The following is a 20,491-nucleotide window of genomic DNA, read 5'->3' on the forward strand; positions in this document are numbered from 1 at the left end:
AGTGCCTGTATCAGCACTTTGTATTGAACCGTGAAGATTTCATAGACTGGGATATTTGAATGATAATTTACGGTAAAACAACAACCATATAGAGAACCGAAATAAGGAGGTACGGATATGGAATTATTGGAACAATGTCAGCAATGGTTTGAACAGGATGAAGCGCAGAAGGTAATTGATACCCTGGAAGCGATTCCTGCCGAGGAGCGCACCCCGGAACTGGACAGCGAATTGGCCAAGGCATATATAATGTCCCGCTGCCTGCGCCAATGATTGCATATCGGAGTAACCACTGCGGTGGAGTGCGTCCAGTGCACACCGGATAGCAGTGGTACCCCTACGCTTATCTAATCTCCAGATCAGAGGCCACTTGCCGGTCTGCTGATACATGTAGGTAGCCCATCCCACACATGGGCCAACGGATATGCCATAGCGTAGCCAATATGCCGCATCATCCTGTCTGACTGCAAGGATTTTTGTACGGTAGATTCCGTCCATTGGGATTTGAGGTGGATACATTATAGTTACCTACCTTTAACAATCGTAGATTTGAGTTTATAATACGCAAGTCGGCTCAAATCTATTGGCGGGCAGTTCTTCCATGCTCTGGTACTACTTATGGCTTGTAAATTGGGCAAGAAAGTGCTATAATACTTTAAAAAGAAACGGATTTCCCTTAGGTACCATGTGCTCATCCCTCCGCAACTAAGCACATTGTCCCCCAATAATGACTCCCACAAGAGTCCGAGGAAATTCGTTTCCCCGGGCTCTTTTTTTATTTCTTTTTGCTTCTTTGCCCGGTTTCTGGCTTAATTTAGTTCAATTTTGAACTTTTGGAGAAAAAGATGGGGCGAGCGTCCGGCGGTCAAAATGGTCGGACAAACGACCAGGTTGGAAGGGGACGATCACAAATTTCCGCCGGCGCTTGACGCTTCCCTGACACATACAGAGGGTCCGTGGCAGGCAGCTGCCGCGGACCCTTTTTCAATGCCCGCTATTGAGGGTCCGGCGGATTCCTGATATAATATGAAGAAAACACCTGTTCTAATAAGGGGGGAGCTGGATGACGGATATTCTGGAGGGCCTGAACCACGCCCAGCGGGAGGCGGTCACGTCCACCGAGGGCTTTGTCCGGGTCATTGCGGGCGCGGGTTCTGGCAAGACCCGGGCGCTGTCCCGGCGTTTTGCCTATCTGGTCAATGAGCTGGGCATCCTGCCGGGCAACATCCTCTGCGTCACCTTCACCAACAAGTCCGCCAACGAGATGCGCCAGCGCATCCACCAGCTCACCGGGGACAACGACACCGGGTACATCAACACCTTCCACGGCTTCTGCGTCTCCGTCCTCCAGGAGGACAGCCACGCGGTCCAGTACCCCAAGAGCTTTCTGGTGCTGGACAATTCCGACATTGACGCCATGCTTCAGATCATCTACGAGGAGCGGGGACTGACCCTGCGGGACATGACCTTTGCCGCCGCCCGGGATATGATCGAGAACTACAAGCTGTTCCGGATGCCGGACTACTATAAGGACATGATCAATCTATCCCTGGACACCCTGAAGGAGAAGTATCTCAGCGCTGAAAAGACAGGGGACATCATTTTCTACGGCTACCTCTACCAGGAGAAGAAATGCTTCGGCCTGGACTACAACGACCTTATCAAATTCTCTCTCTACATCTTCCAGGAGCACGGGGACATCAAACTCAAGTGGCAGCAGCGGCTGGAGTACATCATGATCGACGAGTTCCAGGACATCGACCAGCTCCAGTACCAACTGATGGAGGTGCTCTGCGGCTACCATCAGAACCTGTTCATCGTGGGGGACCCGGACCAGACCATCTACACCTGGCGGGGCGCAGACGTGAAGTACCTGCTGGAATTTGACCGACGGTTTCCCAACGTGAAAACCATCATGATGATGGAGAACTACCGCTCCACGCCGGAGATTCTGGCGGCAGCCAACGCGCTGATCGACAAGAACAAGTACCGCATCCGGAAGGATCTGATTCCCACCCTGCCGCCGGGCGCCCCGGTGCTGTGCCACCTGGGGGAGACCCAGGAGGCGGAGGCGAAATGGATGGTGGGGGAGATGGAACAGCTCCGGGGCCAGGGGGTCCCGTACCGGGACATGACGGTGCTCTATCGGGCCCACTATGTGTCCCGCTCGGTGGAGGAGGTGCTGCTCCAGGCCAAGATCCCCTATACCATTTACAGCGGCGTGCAGTTTTTCGGCCGCATGGAGATCAAGGACGCCCTGTCCTACCTGCGGATGATGGTCTACAAGGATGACCTGTCCTTCCGGCGGATCGCCAACGTGCCCAAGCGGAACCTGGGCAAGCGGCGGATGGCCTTTCTGGAGGAGTACGCGGCGGAGCACGGAAAGACCCTCTACCAGAGCCTGCTGGACAACCTGGAGGACCCGGTGTTCAAGGGCACAAAAGCTCAGGCCTTTGTCTCTCTGATCGAGACCTTTGCCGCCGGATATGAGGGCCGCCCTATCTCGGAGGTGCTCTCCGCTATCCTCAACGAGAGCGGCTATGAGCGGATGCTGCGCACCGAGGGCAGCCAGGAGCGGCTGGACAATCTGGCGGAGCTGAAGCAGTCGGTGTATGAGTACGAGACCACCTGCGGCGAGGAGACCACCCTGGAGCACTACCTGGCCCACATCGCCCTGTTCAGCAACAGCGACGCCGGGGACCAGGGGGACAAGGTGAAGCTGATGACCGTCCACGCCGCCAAGGGCCTGGAATTTCCCTATGTGTTCCTGTGCGGCATGAACGAGGGGATTTTTCCCTCCCGGAAGGTGCGCACCCTCCAGGGGATGGAGGAGGAGCGGCGGCTGGCCTTCGTGGCCCTGACCCGGGCGGAGAAGGGGCTCTACCTGTCGGAGGCGGACGGGCGCAACTTCGACGGCTCGCCCCGCTATCCGTCCCGGTTCCTGCTGGACATCGACCAGGAGCTGCTCACCTACACCAGGCCGCCGGAGGAGGGGCTGATCCGGGAGGCCCAGAACGCCATCGCCGCCAGCCAGCGCTATCTGCCGGAGAACGACAGCGCCATTGTCTTCTCCGTAGGCCAGCGGGTGCGGCACCAGATGTTCGGCCTGGGCACGATTGTGGAGGTGGACAGGGAGCGGGGCGCCCACGTGGTCCAGTTCGACGAGGTGGCCACGCCCAGGCGGATCTCCTTCCGGGCCAGGCTGGAGAGACTGTAAGCAAAAAACGCAACCCAGAAAGGGGAATGACATATGCTCTTGTCGGCGGAGCACATCAAAAAGGCATACGGCACCAAGGTGCTGCTGGACGGGGTGTCCCTGTACCTGAACCAGGGGGACAAGCTGGGGGTCATCGGCATCAACGGCACGGGAAAATCCACGCTGCTGAAGATCCTGGCAGGGGCCGAGGAGCCGGATGAGGGTGCCGTTTCTCTGGACCCCAATGTGCGGGTGGAGTACCTGCCCCAGAACCCGGCCTTTGAGGGGAGCCGCACCGTGCTGGAGCAGGTGTTCGCCGGGCTCTCTCCCGAGGCCCGGGAGCTGGCGGAGTACGAGGCCAAGACCATCCTCACCCGGCTGGGCATCACGGATTTTGACCAGCGTGTGGGCACCCTGTCCGGCGGCCAGCGGAAGCGGGTGGCCATGGCCTCCGCCCTGGTCCACGAGAGCGACGTGCTCATTCTGGACGAGCCCACCAACCACCTGGACAGCGAGATGGTCCGCTGGCTGGAGGACTATCTCCGCCAGTACAAGGGGGCTCTGGCCATGGTGACCCACGACCGCTACTTCCTGGAGCGGGTGGTCACCCAGATGGCGGAGGTGGAGCGGGGTAAGCTTTACTTCTACGAGGGCAACTACGAGGACTACCTCCGCATCCGGGCGGAGCGGGAGGAGATGGCCCAGGCCAGCGAGCGCAAGCGGCAGTCCATCCTCCGGCGGGAGTACCAGTGGGTGATGCAGGGGCCCACGGCCAGAGGCACCAAGAGCCGGGAGCGCCTGGAGCGGTACGAGGCCCTGAAGGAGCAGAAGGGCCCGGAGCAGCGGGCTGAGCTGACCCTGTCGGCCATCTCCAGCCGCCTGGGGAAGAAGACCATTGAGCTGCGGGGGGTGACCAAGTCCTTTGAGGGGCGGACAGTGCTGCGGGACTTTGACTGCATGCTCCTGCGGGACGACCGGATCGGCATTGTGGGCACCAACGGCAGCGGCAAGTCCACGCTGCTCAACCTGATCGCCGGCCGGCTGACCCCGGATAGGGGAGAGATTGAGCGGGGCGAGACGGTACGCATCGGATACTTCAGCCAGGAAAACCCCGTCATGCCCCCGGAGACTCGGGTCATCGACTACGTCAAGGAGATCGGAAACTATATCGAGACCCCTGAGGGCACTCTCACCGCCACCCAGCTGTTGGACAAATTCCTGTTCCCGGGGGACATCCAGTACAGTCCCATCTCCAAGCTGTCCGGCGGGGAGAAGCGGCGGCTGTTCCTGATGGCAGTGCTGGCCTCGGCGCCCAACGTGCTGCTGCTGGACGAGCCCACCAACGACCTGGATATCCAGACCCTGGCCATTCTGGAGGACTATCTGGAGACCTTCCCCGGGGCGGTCGTCACGGTCTCCCACGACCGGTTTTTCCTGGACAAAGTGGTGCGCCGGGTGTTCGCCGTGGAGGCGGACGGCGTGGTTCGGGCCTATCCTGGCGGGTACACCGAGTACCTGGCCGCCCGGCAGGCGGAGGAGAAGGCCAGGACCAAAGCTCCGGCAGCTGAGAAGAAGCAGGAGAGGCCCCAGGGACCCAAAAAGCTGAAATTCAGCTACAAGGAGCAGCGGGAATACGAGTCCATCGACGGCGAGATCGCCGCTCTGGAGGAGAAGGTGGCCGACGTGAAGCGCCGGCAGGAGGAATGCGCCAGCGACTATGTGGCCCTCCAGCAGCTCCAGGAGGAGCAGGCCCAGCTGGAAGGGGAGCTGGAGGAGAAGATGGACCGGTGGGTCTACCTCAACGACCTGGCGGAACAGATCGAAAAACAGAATCAGCAGTGAGGCGAGCAATATGGTAATCGGTATCATGGGAGAGAGTTGCACCGGCAAGTCTTTTCTGGCGGACCAGCTGAAGGATATTTTTCACGCCCAGGTGTATACAGGCAGGGACTATCTGCGCCTCTCCGGCAATGAAGCTGTGGCCCAAAAGCTCTTCTGCAAAAAGCTCCAGGAGGCTGTGGAGGGCGAGAGCGTGATTTACGTCATCTCCGAGCAGGAGCATCTAGCGCTGCTGCCGGAGCGGGCAATTCGCATTCTGGTGACAGCGGATCTGGATACGATCAAAGACAGATTTGCACTCCGCATGCACGGGACGCTGCCCGCGCCTGTGGCGGCCATGCTGGAGCGGAAGCACGGCTGCTTTGACAAGAAGGTCCATCAGATTCACATAGTCTCCGGGCAGTATGATCTGGGACAGCTCTGCGCTGAGATCCAAAACATTGCCGGCCGATAAAAGGAACGATTGGAAAAATAAAGCGCCAGAAGCGTCTTATCTCAGACGCTTCTGGCGCTTTACCGTCAAATATGGGATAAAATCCGTGCAGGACAGATAAAGCAATAGGCTTCTGAAACCTTGCGGTTTCAGAAGCCTATTGGTACGGCTGAAGGGATTCGAACCCCCGACCTACTGGTTCGTAGCCAGTCACTCTATCCAACTGAGCTACAGCCGCATACTGCTTTGCATATCTCTTGCTGACAGCTTACCTATAATACCACAGGGGAGGAGAGAATGCAAGTAAAAAAATGAGAAAAAAACGAAAAACTTCTGAGAGTAAAACAATAGGCTTCTGAAACCTTACGATTTCAGAAGCCTATTGGTACGGCTGAAGGGATTCGAACCCCCGACCTACTGGTTCGTAGCCAGTCACTCTATCCAACTGAGCTACAGCCGCATATCGCTTTGCTGGCGATTTTTATAACCGCTCGCTGACGACTTGATTATAATATCACAGGAAGAGATGGAATGCAAGAGGAAATTTCAAATTTCCCGAAAAAATTTCCTCCGGGGATAGGAGGGCAAAAAGAGACGTGGCAGAGCCGCGTCTCAAGTCATATCCTGATAAAAGCATCCCGCTGGGACGCTGTGATTTTGGTCTGTCATCCCCGCAGAGAGCGATTGCCACTCTGCGGGGAGACAGTGTAGGTTCCTGGAAAAAAGAGAGGGAGGAGGTCAGTTGTATGGGTTCCTGACGATGATAAGGATACCACATCCGTCTGGAAAGTGATGGACAGATTACGAACGAGGCGTGAACAAATTATGAATGATAAAATCCGCTCCGATTCGCCGGGCTCACGGGTCCAGAATATCGTACAGACTGTTGAGCACCCGCCAGTTCTGGGGAAAGGCCCGCATCAGGTTCCAGTAGCCCACGCCGCTCAGGCCGTACCGGGGCACAAGGGCCAGCTTGGCCCGGATGCTGCGGGCGTCCTCAAACCAGACCTGGTGGACGGCGCCGGCCTCGTCGGTGTATTGGAAGAAAGGGGACTGGGCCTGTGGGGAGTACTGGATCTCTGCGCCGTACTGGACCGCCAGGGCCACCGCCTCCTGGCTGGAGATGGATTTGGCCCGGCTCTCTCCCTGGACAAAGGGGAGCGTCCAGTCATAGCCGTAGTTGGGGATGCCCAGCCACAGCTTTTTCGCCGGGATCTCCGTCAGGGCGTACTCCACCACCTGCCGCACGTTGGGCAGCGGCGCCACCGCCATGGGCGGGCCGTAGGTGTAGCCCCACTCATAGGTCATGAGAAACGCCCGGTCTACGGCCTGGCCGATGGCGCGGTAGTTGTGGCCCTCGTAGAGGAGCCCCTCCTGCTCGGCGGAGGTCTTGGGGGCCAGCGCGGCGACGACCAGGCAGCCCATGGGGTTGAATCTGTGGGACAGTCGGGCCAGAAAGTCCGCATAGGCGCCCGCGTCCTGGGCGGGTACAAACTCGAAGTCCACGTCCAGCCCCCGATAGCCCTGCTCCTGCACAGTCCGCTCCAGATTGTCGATCAGCGCATCCTGCACGGCCATATCGCGGAGCACCAGGCCGGCCAGTTGGTTGGAGAAGCTGCCGTCCTCCGTCAGGGTGGAGAGGTGGAGCAGCGGGGCGGCGCCGCCCTGGAGCGCCGCGGCGGTCAGCTGGCTGTCGTCGGGCGGGATCAGCCCGCCCTGAGGGGTGATGCCGTAGGTAAAGGGCGTCAGGTAGGTGAGGTAGGGGAGAAGGGACTGAAGCTCGCTCTGTCCGATGAAGGGATAGGCATAGCCGTTGACGGTGAGGGCGCCCAGCTTCTCGCCCTGGAAGGCGATGACCAGGGTCTGGCCGGGGTAGATGAGGGAGCCGCCGCCCACAACCGGGTTGTTGCGCAGCAACTGCCGGAGAGAGATGCCGTACCGACCGGCGATGGCGGAGAGGGTCTCGCCGGGGCGGACGGTGTGGGTCAGCCGGGGAAACTGCACCACCAGCGCCTGCCCCACTGCCAGGCGGTAGGGAGGGGACAGGCCGTTGTCAATGGCAAGCAGGGAGAGCGGGACGCCGTAAGTGGAGGAGATGGAGAAAAGGGTGTCGCCGGGGGCGACCACATGGATTACCATGGCGCGTCCTCCCGCTCAGGAGAGCAGGGTGATGAAGTCGCTGCTGGCGTATCCCACCACGCCGTCAAACCGCACCAGATACCAGCCCTGCCACTGGTTCACCACAGTGAGCCGGGTGCCGTCGTAGGCCTTGGCGATGACCTGGCCGGAGGTATCCGGGCGGCTGCGGATATTGAGATAGCCCCAGTTGACATCCACGACACCCTGCCGGGGCGGGATCGGGGTGAGGAAGGGGATGCCGAAGTACTCGGTGAGGGAGAGAACCAGATTGCGGGCGATGGATTCCAGGTTGTTCTTCACCCAGGCGGCGTCGTCCGGGTTGTCGTGGTAGCCCAGCTCCAGGAAGACCGCCGGAGCTCTGACCCGGCGCACTTCGCCGATGGAGGTGGTGCCCTCTGCCCGGACGTTGTTGGGAAGGGGGTAGATGGTCTTCAGATTGTCGGCCATGATGACCGCCGCCCGCTTTCCCCTGGGCGAGGTGGGGTAGTAGAAGACAATAATGCCCCTGATCTGGCCGTACTGCCCGTCAGGGGCGGCGTTGGAGTGGAGGGCCAGATGGAGGTCGTACTGTCCGGCGTTGGAGGCGGTGATGGAGGACGCGGCGGTCATGTCCGGCGTGTTGCGGGTGAACTGGATGCCGCTGGAGACGAGATAGGGCTCCATGGCGTCGGCCAGGCGGTTCATCCACTCCTCTTCCGTGCCGCCGTTGACGTAGAGGTTGTTCTCCTGGGTGGAGGGGGAGAGATAGATTTTGGGCATGGGGATACCTCCTTTTTGCCATATCCTATGCAGAGAAGGGCGCAGGTGCCAGTGAAGCGGAGAAATCCAGACACCACGCAGGGTGTAAAGGAGAAAGAAAAACAGGAAAACAGAAGTTTTTCTTGCATTTTGGAAAAGCCTGTGATATCATATTTCAGTCTCAATAAAGGGTGGTCCTCTGCCGCTGCCGGGAACTGTGCCTGGCGACAGAAAGCGGGCATGAACGCCTATAAACTAGGAGGAAATTATAATGGATCTCATGAAGGCATTTACCGAGAAGCACCTCAAGGCCGAGCCCCCCAAGTGCGAAGTGGGCGACACCGTCCGCGTGTCCATCAAGGTCAAGGAAGGCAACCGCGAGCGTACCCAGGTGTTCGAGGGTACCGTGATTGCCAAGAAGCACGGCGGCATTGAGGAGACTGTCACGGTTCGCCGTGTCTCCTATGGCGTTGGCGTGGAGAAGGTTTTCCCCATCCATGCTCCCTCCACCGAGAAGATCGAGGTCGTCCGTCACGGCAAGGTCCGCCGTGCCAAGCTCTACTACCTGCGCGACCGCGTGGGCAAGAGCGCCAAGATCAAGGAGAAGCTCTAATCCAGAACCGCAGAAGGGGAGCCGCCGGGAGGCGGCTCCCCATTTGCATTCTTATAAAACAAACCGGACAGGGTTCCATTTTCCGGTAGAGTTGTGTATAATGAAATCCACTGGGCGAAGCGCCCCGGATAGAGGAAGCAGAGTCTGCGGCCGCAGAAGCGCACCTTTGGCGGCCTGAGAAATACGGAGGAAATAAGATGGATATTCAGTGGTTTCCCGGCCATATGAAAAAGACACAGCGGATGATCGCCGAGAACCTGAAGTACGTGGACATTGTGGCCGAGGTGATCGACGCCCGCATCCCTGTCTCCAGCCGCAACCCGGACATTGACACCCTGGTGGGGGAGAAGCCCCGCCTCATCGTGCTCAACCGGGCCGACCAGGCCGACCCTGCGGGCAACCGCCTGTGGGGGGACTGGTTCAGGGGCAAGGGCTGGTCCGTGCTGGAGACCGACGCCAAGGAGGGGAAAGGGATCAACCAGTTCTCTCCCGTGGTCAAGGAGGTCCTGAAGGACAAGATCCAGCAGTGGCAGGCCAAGGGCCAGGTGGGGCGGCCCATCCGCGCCATGATCGTGGGCGTGCCCAACGTGGGCAAGTCCACCTTTATCAATAAGGTAGCCCGCCGGAAGTCGGCCAAGGCCAGCGACAAGCCGGGCGTCACCCGGGGCAAGCAGTGGGTGGCGGTGGATTCCGGCCTGGACCTGCTGGACACGCCGGGTATCCTGTGGCCCAAGTTTGAGGACCCCCAGACCGGCCTCCATCTGGCCTTTACCGGCGCGGTGAAGGACGAGATCATGGACACCGAGACCCTGGCCTGCCACCTGATGGAGGAGCTGGCGGCCGCCTATCCCGCCGCCCTGACGGAGCGCTACAAGGTGGCGGTGCCGGAGCGGGGCGAGGAGGAGGGCCTTGCCTACGGCTATGCCCTCCTGGAGCAGGCGGCCCGGAAGCGTGGATTCCTCATTTCCGGCGGCGAGCCGGACACGGAGCGGATGGGAAAGGTGCTGCTGGATGAGTTCCGCGCTGGAAAGCTAGGACGCTTTACACTGGAGAAACCCCAGACGGTTGCGGAGGAAGCAGAATGAAGCAGACGGTGCAGGTTGACCTGTGGGAGATCGAACGCGCCTGCAAGGAGCGGGGGTACCGGCTCATCTGCGGCGCCGATGAGGCGGGGGCGGGCCCCCTGGCCGGTCCGGTGTACGCCGGAGCGGTGATCCTCCCTGAAGGCCTGATTCTGGATGGGCTGAACGACTCCAAAAAGGTGACCCCCAAGCGGCGGGACCGGCTCTTTGATGAGATCAGGGAGAAGGCAGCGGCCTGGGCGGTGGCGTCGGTGGACGAGAAGGAGATTGACGCCATCAACATCCTCAACGCCCGCATGAAGGCCATGGAGCTGGCCATTCAGGCCCTGGACCCCGCGCCGGACTACGCCCTGATCGACGGAAACCGGGACAATGGCATCACCATCGCCCACGAGACCGTGGTCAAGGGAGACGGGCGGAGCGCCAATATCGCCGCTGCATCCATCCTGGCCAAGGTGAGCCGGGACCGCTACATGGAGGAGATGGCGAAGCTGTACCCGGAGTATGAGTTCGAGCGGCACAAGGGCTACGGCACCAAGCGGCACTTTGAGCTGCTGATGAAATACGGTCCCTGCCCGATCCATAGAAAGAGTTTTCTGAAAAAACTGGAGGCCGCTCAGGACAACAACTGAACAGCAGAAAAGCTTTACAGTAAAAAGAGGAGAGAGGGCGTATGAACACCAGCCTGCTGGGCCGCTGGGGGGAGTCCCTGGTGGCGGAAGAGCTGCGGCGGAGGGGCTGCCGGGTGGTGGCCTCGGGATACCGGACCCGCTTCGGGGAGATCGATCTCATTGCGGAGGACGGCCCGTATCTCCTCTTTGTAGAGGTCAAGCTGCGCAAAAGCGACCGCTTCGCCCCCGGCCGGGCCGCTGTGGACCGGGGCAAGCAGGCGCGCCTGCGCACCACAGCGGAGCTCTATCTGGCCCAGAACCCCACAGAGCGGCAGCCCCGGTTTGACGTGGTGGAGGTCTATGCCCCCCAGGGGACGGCCACGGCCCAGCCCCGCATCATCTATCTTGAGAACGCATTTTAGTCCGTCCCGCCAGCCGGGACGGAGAGGGAAGTGATTCCAACGGAGCGAGTATGCCTGTTTGACGGCCACTGCGACACCATCTCCCGCTGCCTGGTATCAGGCGGCGGCCTGCGCAGAAGCGAGGGCCATCTGGACCTGGAGCGGACAGCGGCCTTTGGGCCCTACGCCCAGTTCTTTGCCATCTTTGGCGACACCGCTGACGGAGCAGAGCTACCGCCGTGGCAGCTGTTTCAGGCGGAATACGCCGTTTTCCGACGGGAGATGGCGGCCAACCGCGACTTTGCAGTGCACTGTCGCACGGCTAAGGAGGCGGACGCCGCCTTCCGGGCGGGGAAGTGCGCCGCTTTTCTCTCGGTGGAGGGGGCGGAACTGCTGGACTGCGACCTGGAGAAGCTGGATGAGGCCTATCGCCTGGGGGTCCGGGCGGTGAACATCACCTGGAACCACGCCAACGTCCTGTCCGGGTCCAACGCGGAGGAGAAGGACAGGGGGCTGTCGGAGCGGGGCAAGGCGTTTGTCCGCCGGATGGACCGGTTGGGCATGCTGGTGGACGTGTCCCACCTGTCCGAGCCCGGCTTCTGGGATGTGGCGGAGCTGTGTAAAGGTCCCTTCATTGCCAGTCATTCCAATGCCCGCGCCGTATTTTCTGTGCCAAGAAACTTGACCGACGGGCAATTTACTGCCATAATAGAACATCATGGTGTGGCAGGGCTGAATATGTTTGCCGACTTCCTGGGGGCCGACCCGGACTATGACACGGTCATCGCCCATCTGGAGCACTTCCTCTCCCTGGGGGGAGAGAAGAGCGTGTCCATCGGCGGGGACTGGGACGGGATCTCCAGAATGCCCCGGGGAATGTCCGGCATTCAGGATATGGCGGAGCTGTACGAGCGGCTCCTGCGGCGCAATTATGCGGAAGCGCTGGTGCGCGATGTGTTCTTCAATAATCTGATGAGGGTTGTGAGTGAAGTATGTACTATGTGAGCACAAGAAACAAGCAGATGCGGCTTGCCGCTTCTCAGGCCATCGCACAGGGGCTTGCAGAGGACGGCGGCCTTCTGACCCCGGAGGTGTTTCCCAAGCTGTCCCAGAACGGACTGAAAACCCTCACGGATATGTCCTACCAGCAGCGGGCCGTGTACATCATGAAGCCCTATCTGGACGACTTTACCGCCTCTGAGCTGGCCGCCTATGCGGCCAAGGCCTACAGCAAGGACAAGTTCGACGTCCGCGAGGTGGCCCCTGTCCGCAAGGTGGACGACAATACTTACTGCCTGGAGCTGTGGCACGGCCCCACCTGTGCCTTCAAGGACATGGCGCTCCAGATGCTGCCCCATCTGCTGACCGCCTCCCTGAAGAAGAACGACGAGAAGAAGACGGCCTGCATCCTGGTGGCCACCTCCGGCGATACCGGCAAGGGCGCTCTGGAGGGCTTCCGGGACGTGGACGGCACCAAGATCCTGGTGTTCTACCCCAAGGACGGCGTCTCCGCCATCCAGGAGCTGCAGATGAACACCCAGGAGGGCGAGAACGTGGGCGTCTGCTCCGTGGTGGGCAACTTTGACGATGCCCAGACCGGCGTCAAGCGGCTGTTCTCCGACGAGAAGCTGCGCGCGGAGCTGGCAGAGCGGGGTTACTTCCTCTCCAGCGCCAACTCCATCAACTGGGGCCGGGTGCTGCCCCAGATCGTATACTACGCCTCCGCCTACTGCGACCTGGTGCGGGAGGAGAAGATCACCCTGGGCGACCCAGTGAACGTCTGCGTGCCCACCGGCAACTTCGGCAACATCCTGGCCGCCTACTATGCCAAGCAGATGGGCGTGCCCATCCAGAAGCTGATCTGCGCCTCCAACCGCAACAACGTGCTGACCGACTTCCTGAACACCGGCGTGTACGACCGCAACCGGAAGTTCTACAACACCATGTCACCCTCCATGGATATCCTCATCTCCTCCAACCTGGAGCGGATGCTCTTTGAGCTGAGCAACAACAACGACGAGGAAGTCCGGGGCTACATGGCCCAGCTGGCCGCCGACGGCCGCTATGAGGTCAGCGAGGAGATCAAGAAGAAGATCGGCAAGTTCTTTGCCGCCGGCTACTGCGACGACGCCGAGACCCAGAAGGTCATCGCCAAGGTGTGGAACAAGTTCCACTACCTCATCGACCCCCACACTGCTGTGGCCTACGACGTGCTGGAGCAGTACCGCAGGGAGAGCGGGGACAATACCGCTGCCATCGTGGTGTCCACCGCCAGCCCCTTCAAGTTCTGCGACACGGTCCTGGGGGCCCTCGGCGTGACGGAGCTGGCCTCCAGCACCGACATCATCGCCCAGTTGGCCAAGAAGACCGGCGTGAAGGCCCCCGCGCCTCTGGCCGGTCTGGCCGGCAAGGCCCTGCGGTTTGACAAGACCGTCACCAAGGACCACATGGTGGACGCGGTCCTGGATATCCTCCGCTGAAGAAAATTTTCCCTGGAGGTATGGCATGGCCCTTTACGCAATCGGAGATACCCACCTGTCCCTGGCCGTGGACAAGCCCATGGACGTGTTCGGCGGCAACTGGACGGGATATGTGGACAAGCTGAAGCGGGGCTTTGAGCGGGTGGGGCCGGAGGATACTGTGGTGCTCTGCGGGGATCTGTCCTGGGGGATGAGCCTCCAGCAGGCCAGAGAGGACTTTGCCTTCCTGGACGCCCTGCCCGGAAAGAAGAAGTATATTTTAAAGGGAAACCACGACTACTGGTGGACCACTGCCGCCAAGATGAACCGGTTTTTCACGGAGAACGGCTTTACCACCCTGAGCATCCTCCACAACAACTGCGGGGAGTACGGGGACGTGGCCCTCTGCGGCACCCGGGGCTGGTTCTACGAGGAGGACCAGAACGGACACAACGAAAAGGTGTTCAACCGGGAGCTCATCCGGCTGGAGGCGTCCCTGAAGGCGGCGGGGGAGCGGGAGAAGCTCTGCTTTCTCCACTATCCGCCCCGGTATCAGGGATACACCTGTCCTGAGATCATCGCGCTGCTGGAGCGGTACGGCGTGAAGCGCTGTTATTACGGCCATCTCCACGGCGGCAGCCACCGGCTGGCCATCGAGGGAAAGTGCGGCGGGGTGGAGTATCACCTGGTGTCGGCGGATTACCTGAACTTCGAGCCGCAAATAATCTGTGAATAATTCGAAAAAAGACTGGTAATTTAGAAAAATATCTGGTAGTATAAATCGGATAACGCAAATAGGCACCCGGGTGAGCACAGTTTTTGCCCCGGTGCTGACAGGAGGAAATAACAAGATGAATGTCAAAAGCGTAGAGAAGCAGGAGAAGAGCAAGGTTGAGCTCGTCATTGAGGTGAGCGGCGAGGAGTTCGAGGCCGCCATCGACAAGGTCTATAAGAAGCAGCGCGGCAAGATCGCTGTCCCCGGCTTCCGCAAGGGCCACGCCCCCCGCAAGATCATCGAGGGCATGTACGGCTCCGGCGTGTTCTACGAAGATGCCATCAATGAGATCTATCCCGAGGCCTACAGCCAGGCTGTGAAGCAGGAGAACCTGGACGTGGTGGCCTGGCCTGAGGTGGAGATCCTGGACGCCGGCAAGGACGGCTTCTCCTTCAAGGCTGTCGTCACCGTGCGCCCCGAGGTGAAGCTGGGCGAGTATAAGGGCCTCACCGCCCCCAAGGCCGAGGTCACCGTCACTGACGAGGACATCGACAACGAGCTCAAGCCCTACATCCAGCGGGATACCAGCCTGGTGACCGTGGAGCGTGAGGCTCAGCTGGGCGACACCGTGGTGCTGGACTTCGAGGGCTTTGACAACGGCGTGCCCTTCGCCGGCGGCAAGGCCGAGGGCCACAGCCTGGAGCTGGGCTCCGGCTCCTTCGTCCCCGGCTTCGAGGATCAGCTGGTGGGCATGAAGGCCGGTGAGGAGAAGGACATCGACATCACCTTCCCCGAGGACTATCACGCCGACCTGGCCGGCAAGCCCGTTGTCTTCCACGTGAAGATCAACGAGGTCAAGGAGAAGAAGGTCCCCACCGTGGACGACGAGTTCGCCAAGGACGTGTCCGAGTTCCAGACCCTGGCCGAGTTCAAGGCCGACCTGGGCAAGAAGCTGACTGAGCGCCGCGAGAAGCAGGCTCAGGACGACTATGAGAACGCCCTGCTGGAGCAGGCCGTGGAGAACATGGAGGTCGAGGTCCCCGAGGCCATGGTGGACTACCGCGCTGACCAGATGATGGACGACTATGCCCGCCGCATTACCTCCCAGGGCATCCCCTTTGACAACTACCTGCAGATGATGGGTATGACCAAGGAGGCCATGCGTGAGCAGGCCAAGGAGGGCGCCCTCCATCAGATCAAGGTGGAGCTGGCCCTGGCCGCCATCGCCGACGCGGAGAACATCGAGATCTCCGACGAGGAGAAGGAGGCCGAGTACAACCGCCTGGCCGAGCAGTATGGCATGAAGGCCGAGCAGGTGAAGTCCGCTGTGGCCGAGAGCGATCTGGTCAGCGAGCTGCGGACCAAGAAGGCCGCCGAGGTTGTCTACAACAGCGGCAAGGTGGGCGAGGCTAAGAAGGACGAGGGCGAGGAGAAGCCCAAGAAGAAGGCCGCTCCCCGGAAGAAGGCCACCAAGAAGGCTGAGACTGAGGAGCCCAAGGCTGAGGGCGAGGAGCCCAAGACCGAGGAATAAGATTCCAGCCGGCGGGTATACTTTAGCAGTATGACTGCCCGCCGTTTCTCCAGGGGCGTGTGTGCCCTGGGGTGAGATGGGAGCGGACGTGCCGGACGGGGAAGCAGACCTCTTCCCGCGTCCCTACATCCAACAAAGGAGATCATGAACCATGAGCTTAGTACCCTATGTAGTGGAGCAGACCAACCGTGGCGAGCGCTCCTACGACATCTTTTCCCGCCTGCTGAATGACCGCATTATCTTCCTGGGCGAGGAGGTCAACGCCACCACTGCCAGCCTGGTCGTGGCCCAGATGCTCTATCTGGAGGCCCAGGACCCGGACAAGGACATCCAGTTCTATATCAACAGCCCCGGCGGCTCCGTGACCGACGGCATGGCCATCTACGACACCATGCAGTACATCAAGTGCGATGTGTCCACCATCTGCATCGGCATGGCGGCCAGCATGGGCGCATTCCTGCTGTCCTCCGGTACCAAGGGCAAGCGTCTGGCGCTCCCCAACGCCGAGATTATGATTCATCAGCCCTCCGCCGGCACCCAGGGCCAGATTACCGACATGGCGATCCACCTCAAGCGCCTGGAGGTCATCAAGAAGCGGATGAACAAGATCCTGGCCGACAACACCGGCAAGCCGGTGGAAGTGGTCACGGCCGACTGTGAGCGCGACAACTTCATGTCCGCGGAGGAAGCCTGCGAGTATGGCCTGATCGACAAGGTCATCTACCAGAGATAACCCCCAAGACAGCGCGGGAGCATTCTGTGCCCCCGCGCTGTTCCAGCATTCCTTCGGCGGCGGCCCGCGGGCAGAATCCGCGGCAGATGCAGGCCGGGCAGGCTCCACCCGGCGCCGCCGCAATCGAACAGAGAGTCAAGAGGTAACAATATGGCAAAAAACGACGAAAAGAAATCGGTCCGCTGTTCCTTCTGCGGCAAGCATCAGGAGCAGGTGGCCCGCATCATCGCGGGACCCGGCGCCTATATCTGCAACGAGTGTGTCCATCTGTGCATGAGCATTCTGGACGACACCTATGACCCGGAGGAGCAGCAGACCAGCCCGGACATCCCCGACGTGATCCCCACGCCCCGAGAGATCCGGGATGTGCTGGACCAGTATATCATCGGCCAGGAGGACGCCAAGGTGGCCCTGTCGGTGGCGGTCTACAACCACTATAAGCGGATCTACTTCGGCGGCGGGGAGGACGTGGAGCTCCAGAAGAGCAACATTCTGCTGGTGGGTCCCACCGGCAGCGGCAAGACCCTCTTTGCCCAGACCCTGGCCCGGATTCTGAAGGTGCCCTTTGCCATTGCCGACGCCACCACTCTGACCGAGGCCGGCTACGTGGGCGACGACGTGGAGAACATCCTCCTGCGTCTGGTCCAGGCCGCCGACTTTGACATTGAGCTGGCCGAGCGCGGCATCATCTATATCGACGAGATGGACAAGATCGCCCGCAAGAGCGAGAACACCTCCATTACCCGCGATGTGTCCGGCGAAGGCGTCCAGCAGGCGCTGCTGAAGATCCTGGAGGGCACGGTTGCTAACGTCCCGCCCCAGGGCGGCCGCAAGCATCCCCACCAGGAGTTCATCCAGCTCAACACCAAGAACATCCTCTTCATCTGCGGCGGCGCCTTTGACGGTCTGGAGAAGATCATCGAGCAGCGGCAGGACCGGAAGACCATGGGCTTCGGCGCGGAGATCAAGAGCAAGAAGGAGATGGACCACTCCGCCGTGCTCAAGGACGTCCAGCCCCACGACCTCATCAAGTTCGGCATCATCCCCGAGCTGGTGGGCCGTCTGCCGGTGGTGACCACCCTGCGGGCCCTGAGCAAGGAGCAGCTGGTGCAGATCCTCACCGAGCCCAAGAACGCCCTGGTCAAGCAGTACGAAAAGCTGCTGGAGTACGATAACGTGGCCCTGCGCTTTGAGCCCGCGGCCCTGGAGGCCGCGGCCGACAAGGCCATTGAGCGGGAGATCGGCGCCCGCGGCCTGCGGGCCGTACTGGAGGAGAGCGTGACCCAGGTCATGTACGACGTGCCCTCCGACCCCACCATCACCGCCGTGACCATCACGGCGGACACCATCCGGAACCACGCCCAGCCCATCATTGAGCGGGACCCCAGCCGGACCGAGCGGCCCCGCCTTGGCGGCGCGGCCCTCCGTGCGGAGCGGGGCGGTATGCCGGCCCAGGGCAACGTGTCCTGAATTTGAAAAAAGCGTCCGGCCCGTCCTCACGGGGAGACAGCTGTAACATTTTGAGGGGCGGGGGATTGTGGCTCCCGCCCCTTTCGCATTCCCTGAGAAGGAAGTGAAATCCATGTCTGAACAGAAGATATCCGCCGTCATGCCAACCTTGGCGCTGCGCGGCTTGACCATTTTCCCCAACATGCTCCTGCACTTTGACGTGGGCCGGGAGGCCTCCATCAAGGCGCTGGACGAGGCCATGACCAACAGCCAGCCTATTTTCCTGGTGGCCCAGCGGGATCTGATGGTGGAGAACCCCCGGCAGGAGGACCTGTATACCATCGGCACCGTGTCCACAGTGCGGCAGATCCTGCGGATGCCGGGGGACAATGTGCGGGTCATGGTGGAGGGCGTGGCCCGGGGCCGACTGGAGGCTCTGCTCCAGACCACGCCCTATCTCCAGGCCCAGGTGGGGGAGATCGAGGTGGGAGAGCCGGTGAAGAACTCTCCCAGGACCGAGGCCCTCATCCGCCAGACCTACGACCTGTTTGAGTCCTACACCGAACTGGCCCCCAGAATGACCCCGGATGTGCTGCTGAGCGTGATGGCCAGCGACGACCCCGGCTATATTGCCGACTATATCGCCCAGAATATTGTCATGCGGGCGGAGGACAAGCAGGTCATTCTGGAAGATCTCCGCCCTGTCCGCCGGCTGGAGAAGCTCCAGCAGATGCTCCGCCGGGAGGTGGAGATCCTGGAGCTGGAGCAGTCCATGCAGAACAAGGTGCGGGAGGGGCTGAGCCGGAGCCAGCGGGACTATGTGCTGCGGGAGCAGCTGAAGGTCATCCGCCAGGAGCTGGGCGAGGATGTTGACGGCGACAGTGAGATCGAAGAGTACCGGCAGAAGATCGCCCACGCCAAGCTGCCCGCCGAGGTGGAGGAGAAGCTGACCAAGGAGCTGGGGCGGCTGGAGAAGCAGCCTTTCGGCTCCGCCGAGGCCACAGTGCTGCGCAACTATCTGGACGTGTGCCTGGAGCTGCCCTGGAATAAAAAGACAAAGGAACGGGTGGACGTGGCCGCGGCCCGGAAGGCGCTGGACGGGGACCACTTCGGCCTGGAGAAGGTGAAGGAGCGGATCCTGGAGTTCCTGGCCGTCAAGCAGCTTGCCCCCGAGCTGAAGGGACAGGTGCTCTGCCTAGTGGGCCCGCCCGGTGTGGGCAAGACCTCCATCGCCATGTCTGTGGCCCGAGCCACAAACCGAAAGCTGGCCCGCATCTCTCTGGGCGGCGTCCACGACGAGGCGGAGATCCGCGGCCACCGCAAGACCTATGTGGGCGCCATGCCCGGACGCATCATCACCGCCATCAAACAGGCGGGAAGTAATAATCCTTTACTGCTGTTGGACGAGATAGACAAGCTGGCTTCCGACATCCACGGGGACCCCTCTTCGGCGCTGCTGGAGGTGCTGGATGGGGAGCAGAACAGCACCTTCCGGGACAACTTTCTGGAGCTGCCCTTTGACCTGTCCGACGTGCTCTTCATCACAACCGCCAACACCATGGACACCATTCCCCGGCCTCTGCTGGACCGGATGGAGGTCATTGAGCTGACCAGCTATACCGACGAGGAGAAGCTGCAGATTGCCAAGCAGCACCTGCTGCCCAAGGAGCTCAAGCGCCACGGGCTCAAGCGCAGCCAGCTGCGCATGACGGACGACGCTATCCGGGAGCTCATCTCCGGGTATACCCGGGAGTCCGGCGTCCGCGTGCTGGAGCGGCAGCTGGCCGCCGTGTGCCGCAAGGCGGCAATGCGCGTTGTGACAGATGGTGTAAAGTCTGTAAGCGTTACAGGAGATAACCTGGAGAGCATGCTGGGTGTGCGCCGCTATCAGCCGGAGAAGCGGCCCACGCAGGCCCTGGTGGGCGTGGTCAACGGCCTGGCCTGGACTCAGGTGGGCGGCGAACTGCTGGAGGTGGAGGCCAATGTGGTGCCCGGCAGCGGCAAGATTGAGCTGACCGGCAACCTGGGCGACGTGATGAAGGAGTCGGCCCACGCGGCTCTCACCTACATCCGCAGCCGGGCAGCCCGGCTGGGCATTGAGGCCGATTTCTATAAGACAAAGGACATCCACGTCCATTTCCCCGAGGGCGCGGTGCCCAAGGACGGACCCTCTGCCGGTATTGCCATCACTGTGGCCATGGTCTCCGCTCTGACCGGTACGCCGGTGCGGCAGGATGTAGCGATGACAGGCGAGATTACTTTACGGGGCAGAGCCCTGGCCATCGGCGGCCTGAAGGAGAAGACCATGGCCGCCCTGCGCAACGGTATCCGCACGGTACTGATCCCTGCAGACAATGTGAAGGACCTGGAGGAGATCGACCAGACGGTCCGCGGGGCGCTGCACTTTGTGTCCATTGAAGAGGCGGATCAGGCTCTGGCCGAGGCGCTGTGCCAGGACTGCGCAGGTGGGGAAGTGGCCCCGGCGGCCCCACTGGCGGAGTCCCATCGGGCGGACGGCGACGTCCGCATCAAGCAGTAAGGGAGGCACGGAA

Annotated in this window: 17 protein-coding genes and 2 tRNA genes; 15 read left to right on the forward strand and 4 right to left on the reverse strand. The window is 61.1% G+C overall.

The features are described from left to right. The first annotated feature begins 117 nt into the window (after positions 1-117). From Q0K23_RS05845 to Q0K23_RS05860, 4 genes are all read left to right on the forward strand, one after another. On the forward strand, positions 118-273 hold the full coding sequence (locus Q0K23_RS05845; RefSeq protein ID WP_294519129.1) for a hypothetical protein: 156 nt from the start codon (positions 118-120) through the stop codon (positions 271-273). 790 nt (positions 274-1,063) lie between these two features. Further along, on the forward strand, positions 1,064-3,217 hold the full coding sequence (locus Q0K23_RS05850) for an ATP-dependent helicase (protein WP_294519132.1): 2,154 nt from the start codon (positions 1,064-1,066) through the stop codon (positions 3,215-3,217). A gap of 33 nt (positions 3,218-3,250) precedes the next feature. Next, positions 3,251-5,038, forward strand: a complete 1,788-nt coding sequence (locus Q0K23_RS05855) for an ABC-F family ATP-binding cassette domain-containing protein (RefSeq protein ID WP_294519137.1) — start codon at positions 3,251-3,253, stop codon at positions 5,036-5,038. Positions 5,039-5,048: 10 nt separating this feature from the next. Continuing rightward, positions 5,049-5,489 (forward strand): hypothetical protein, encoded by a 441-nt coding sequence (locus Q0K23_RS05860; protein WP_294519140.1) that lies wholly within the window; start codon positions 5,049-5,051, stop codon positions 5,487-5,489. Positions 5,490-5,629: 140 nt separating this feature from the next. Here Q0K23_RS05860 and Q0K23_RS05865 read toward each other — a convergent pair. The 4 genes from Q0K23_RS05865 to Q0K23_RS05880 form a co-directional block, all read right to left on the reverse strand. Next, positions 5,630-5,706, reverse strand: a tRNA-Arg gene (locus tag Q0K23_RS05865). Between the two features lie 145 nt (positions 5,707-5,851). Next, positions 5,852-5,928: transfer RNA gene (locus tag Q0K23_RS05870), tRNA-Arg, on the reverse strand. A 398-nt stretch (positions 5,929-6,326) separates the two neighbouring features. Then, a complete protein-coding gene (locus Q0K23_RS05875) occupies positions 6,327-7,607 on the reverse strand; it encodes a LysM peptidoglycan-binding domain-containing protein (RefSeq protein WP_294519143.1) in 1,281 nt (426 codons plus the stop codon). Between the two features lie 15 nt (positions 7,608-7,622). After that, on the reverse strand, positions 7,623-8,366 hold the full coding sequence (locus tag Q0K23_RS05880; protein ID WP_294519146.1) for an N-acetylmuramoyl-L-alanine amidase: 744 nt from the start codon (positions 8,364-8,366) through the stop codon (positions 7,623-7,625). Between the two features lie 250 nt (positions 8,367-8,616). Between Q0K23_RS05880 and rplS the strand changes: the two genes are divergently transcribed. The 11 genes from rplS to lon all read left to right on the forward strand — a co-directional run bounded on the left by rplS (position 8,617) and on the right by lon (position 20,478). Beyond that, the gene (rplS, locus tag Q0K23_RS05885) at positions 8,617-8,958 is read left to right on the forward strand and encodes a 50S ribosomal protein L19 (protein ID WP_294519148.1); all 342 of its coding nucleotides are present in this window, start codon (positions 8,617-8,619) and stop codon (positions 8,956-8,958) included. A gap of 197 nt (positions 8,959-9,155) precedes the next feature. Continuing rightward, positions 9,156-10,043, forward strand: a complete 888-nt coding sequence (gene ylqF, locus Q0K23_RS05890) for a ribosome biogenesis GTPase YlqF (protein WP_294519151.1) — start codon at positions 9,156-9,158, stop codon at positions 10,041-10,043. Next, on the forward strand, positions 10,040-10,672 hold the full coding sequence (locus Q0K23_RS05895) for a ribonuclease HII (protein ID WP_294519154.1): 633 nt from the start codon (positions 10,040-10,042) through the stop codon (positions 10,670-10,672). The genes ylqF and Q0K23_RS05895 overlap by 4 nt, the downstream gene beginning before the upstream one ends. A gap of 41 nt (positions 10,673-10,713) precedes the next feature. After that, positions 10,714-11,073 (forward strand): YraN family protein, encoded by a 360-nt coding sequence (locus tag Q0K23_RS05900; protein WP_294519157.1) that lies wholly within the window; start codon positions 10,714-10,716, stop codon positions 11,071-11,073. 30 nt (positions 11,074-11,103) lie between these two features. Next, a complete protein-coding gene (locus Q0K23_RS05905) occupies positions 11,104-12,057 on the forward strand; it encodes a dipeptidase (RefSeq protein WP_294519161.1) in 954 nt (317 codons plus the stop codon). Further along, positions 12,045-13,532 (forward strand): threonine synthase, encoded by a 1,488-nt coding sequence (thrC, locus tag Q0K23_RS05910; protein ID WP_294519164.1) that lies wholly within the window; start codon positions 12,045-12,047, stop codon positions 13,530-13,532. Before Q0K23_RS05905 ends, thrC begins: the two co-directional genes overlap by 13 nt. 25 nt (positions 13,533-13,557) lie before the next feature. Beyond that, a complete protein-coding gene (locus Q0K23_RS05915; RefSeq protein ID WP_294519166.1) occupies positions 13,558-14,247 on the forward strand; it encodes a metallophosphoesterase in 690 nt (229 codons plus the stop codon). A 115-nt stretch (positions 14,248-14,362) separates the two neighbouring features. Then, a complete protein-coding gene (gene tig, locus Q0K23_RS05920; RefSeq protein WP_294519168.1) occupies positions 14,363-15,757 on the forward strand; it encodes a trigger factor in 1,395 nt (464 codons plus the stop codon). A gap of 151 nt (positions 15,758-15,908) precedes the next feature. After that, complete coding sequence (gene clpP / locus Q0K23_RS05925) at positions 15,909-16,490, forward strand: ATP-dependent Clp endopeptidase proteolytic subunit ClpP (RefSeq protein WP_006572465.1); 582 nt, start codon at positions 15,909-15,911, stop codon at positions 16,488-16,490. A gap of 150 nt (positions 16,491-16,640) precedes the next feature. Then, positions 16,641-17,960 carry an ATP-dependent Clp protease ATP-binding subunit ClpX gene (gene clpX / locus Q0K23_RS05930; protein WP_294519172.1) on the forward strand — a complete coding sequence of 440 codons (1,320 nt, stop codon included), beginning with the start codon at positions 16,641-16,643 and terminating at the stop codon, positions 17,958-17,960. 112 nt (positions 17,961-18,072) lie between these two features. After that, positions 18,073-20,478: an endopeptidase La gene (gene lon, locus Q0K23_RS05935; RefSeq protein WP_294519175.1), complete on the forward strand. Its 2,406-nt coding sequence runs from the start codon at positions 18,073-18,075 to the stop codon at positions 20,476-20,478. Positions 20,479-20,491 lie beyond the last annotated feature (13 nt).

Origin of the sequence: uncultured Pseudoflavonifractor sp., assembly GCF_944387275.1 — a bacterium.
In the GTDB taxonomy this organism is placed as follows: domain Bacteria; phylum Bacillota; class Clostridia; order Oscillospirales; family Oscillospiraceae; genus Pseudoflavonifractor; species Pseudoflavonifractor intestinihominis.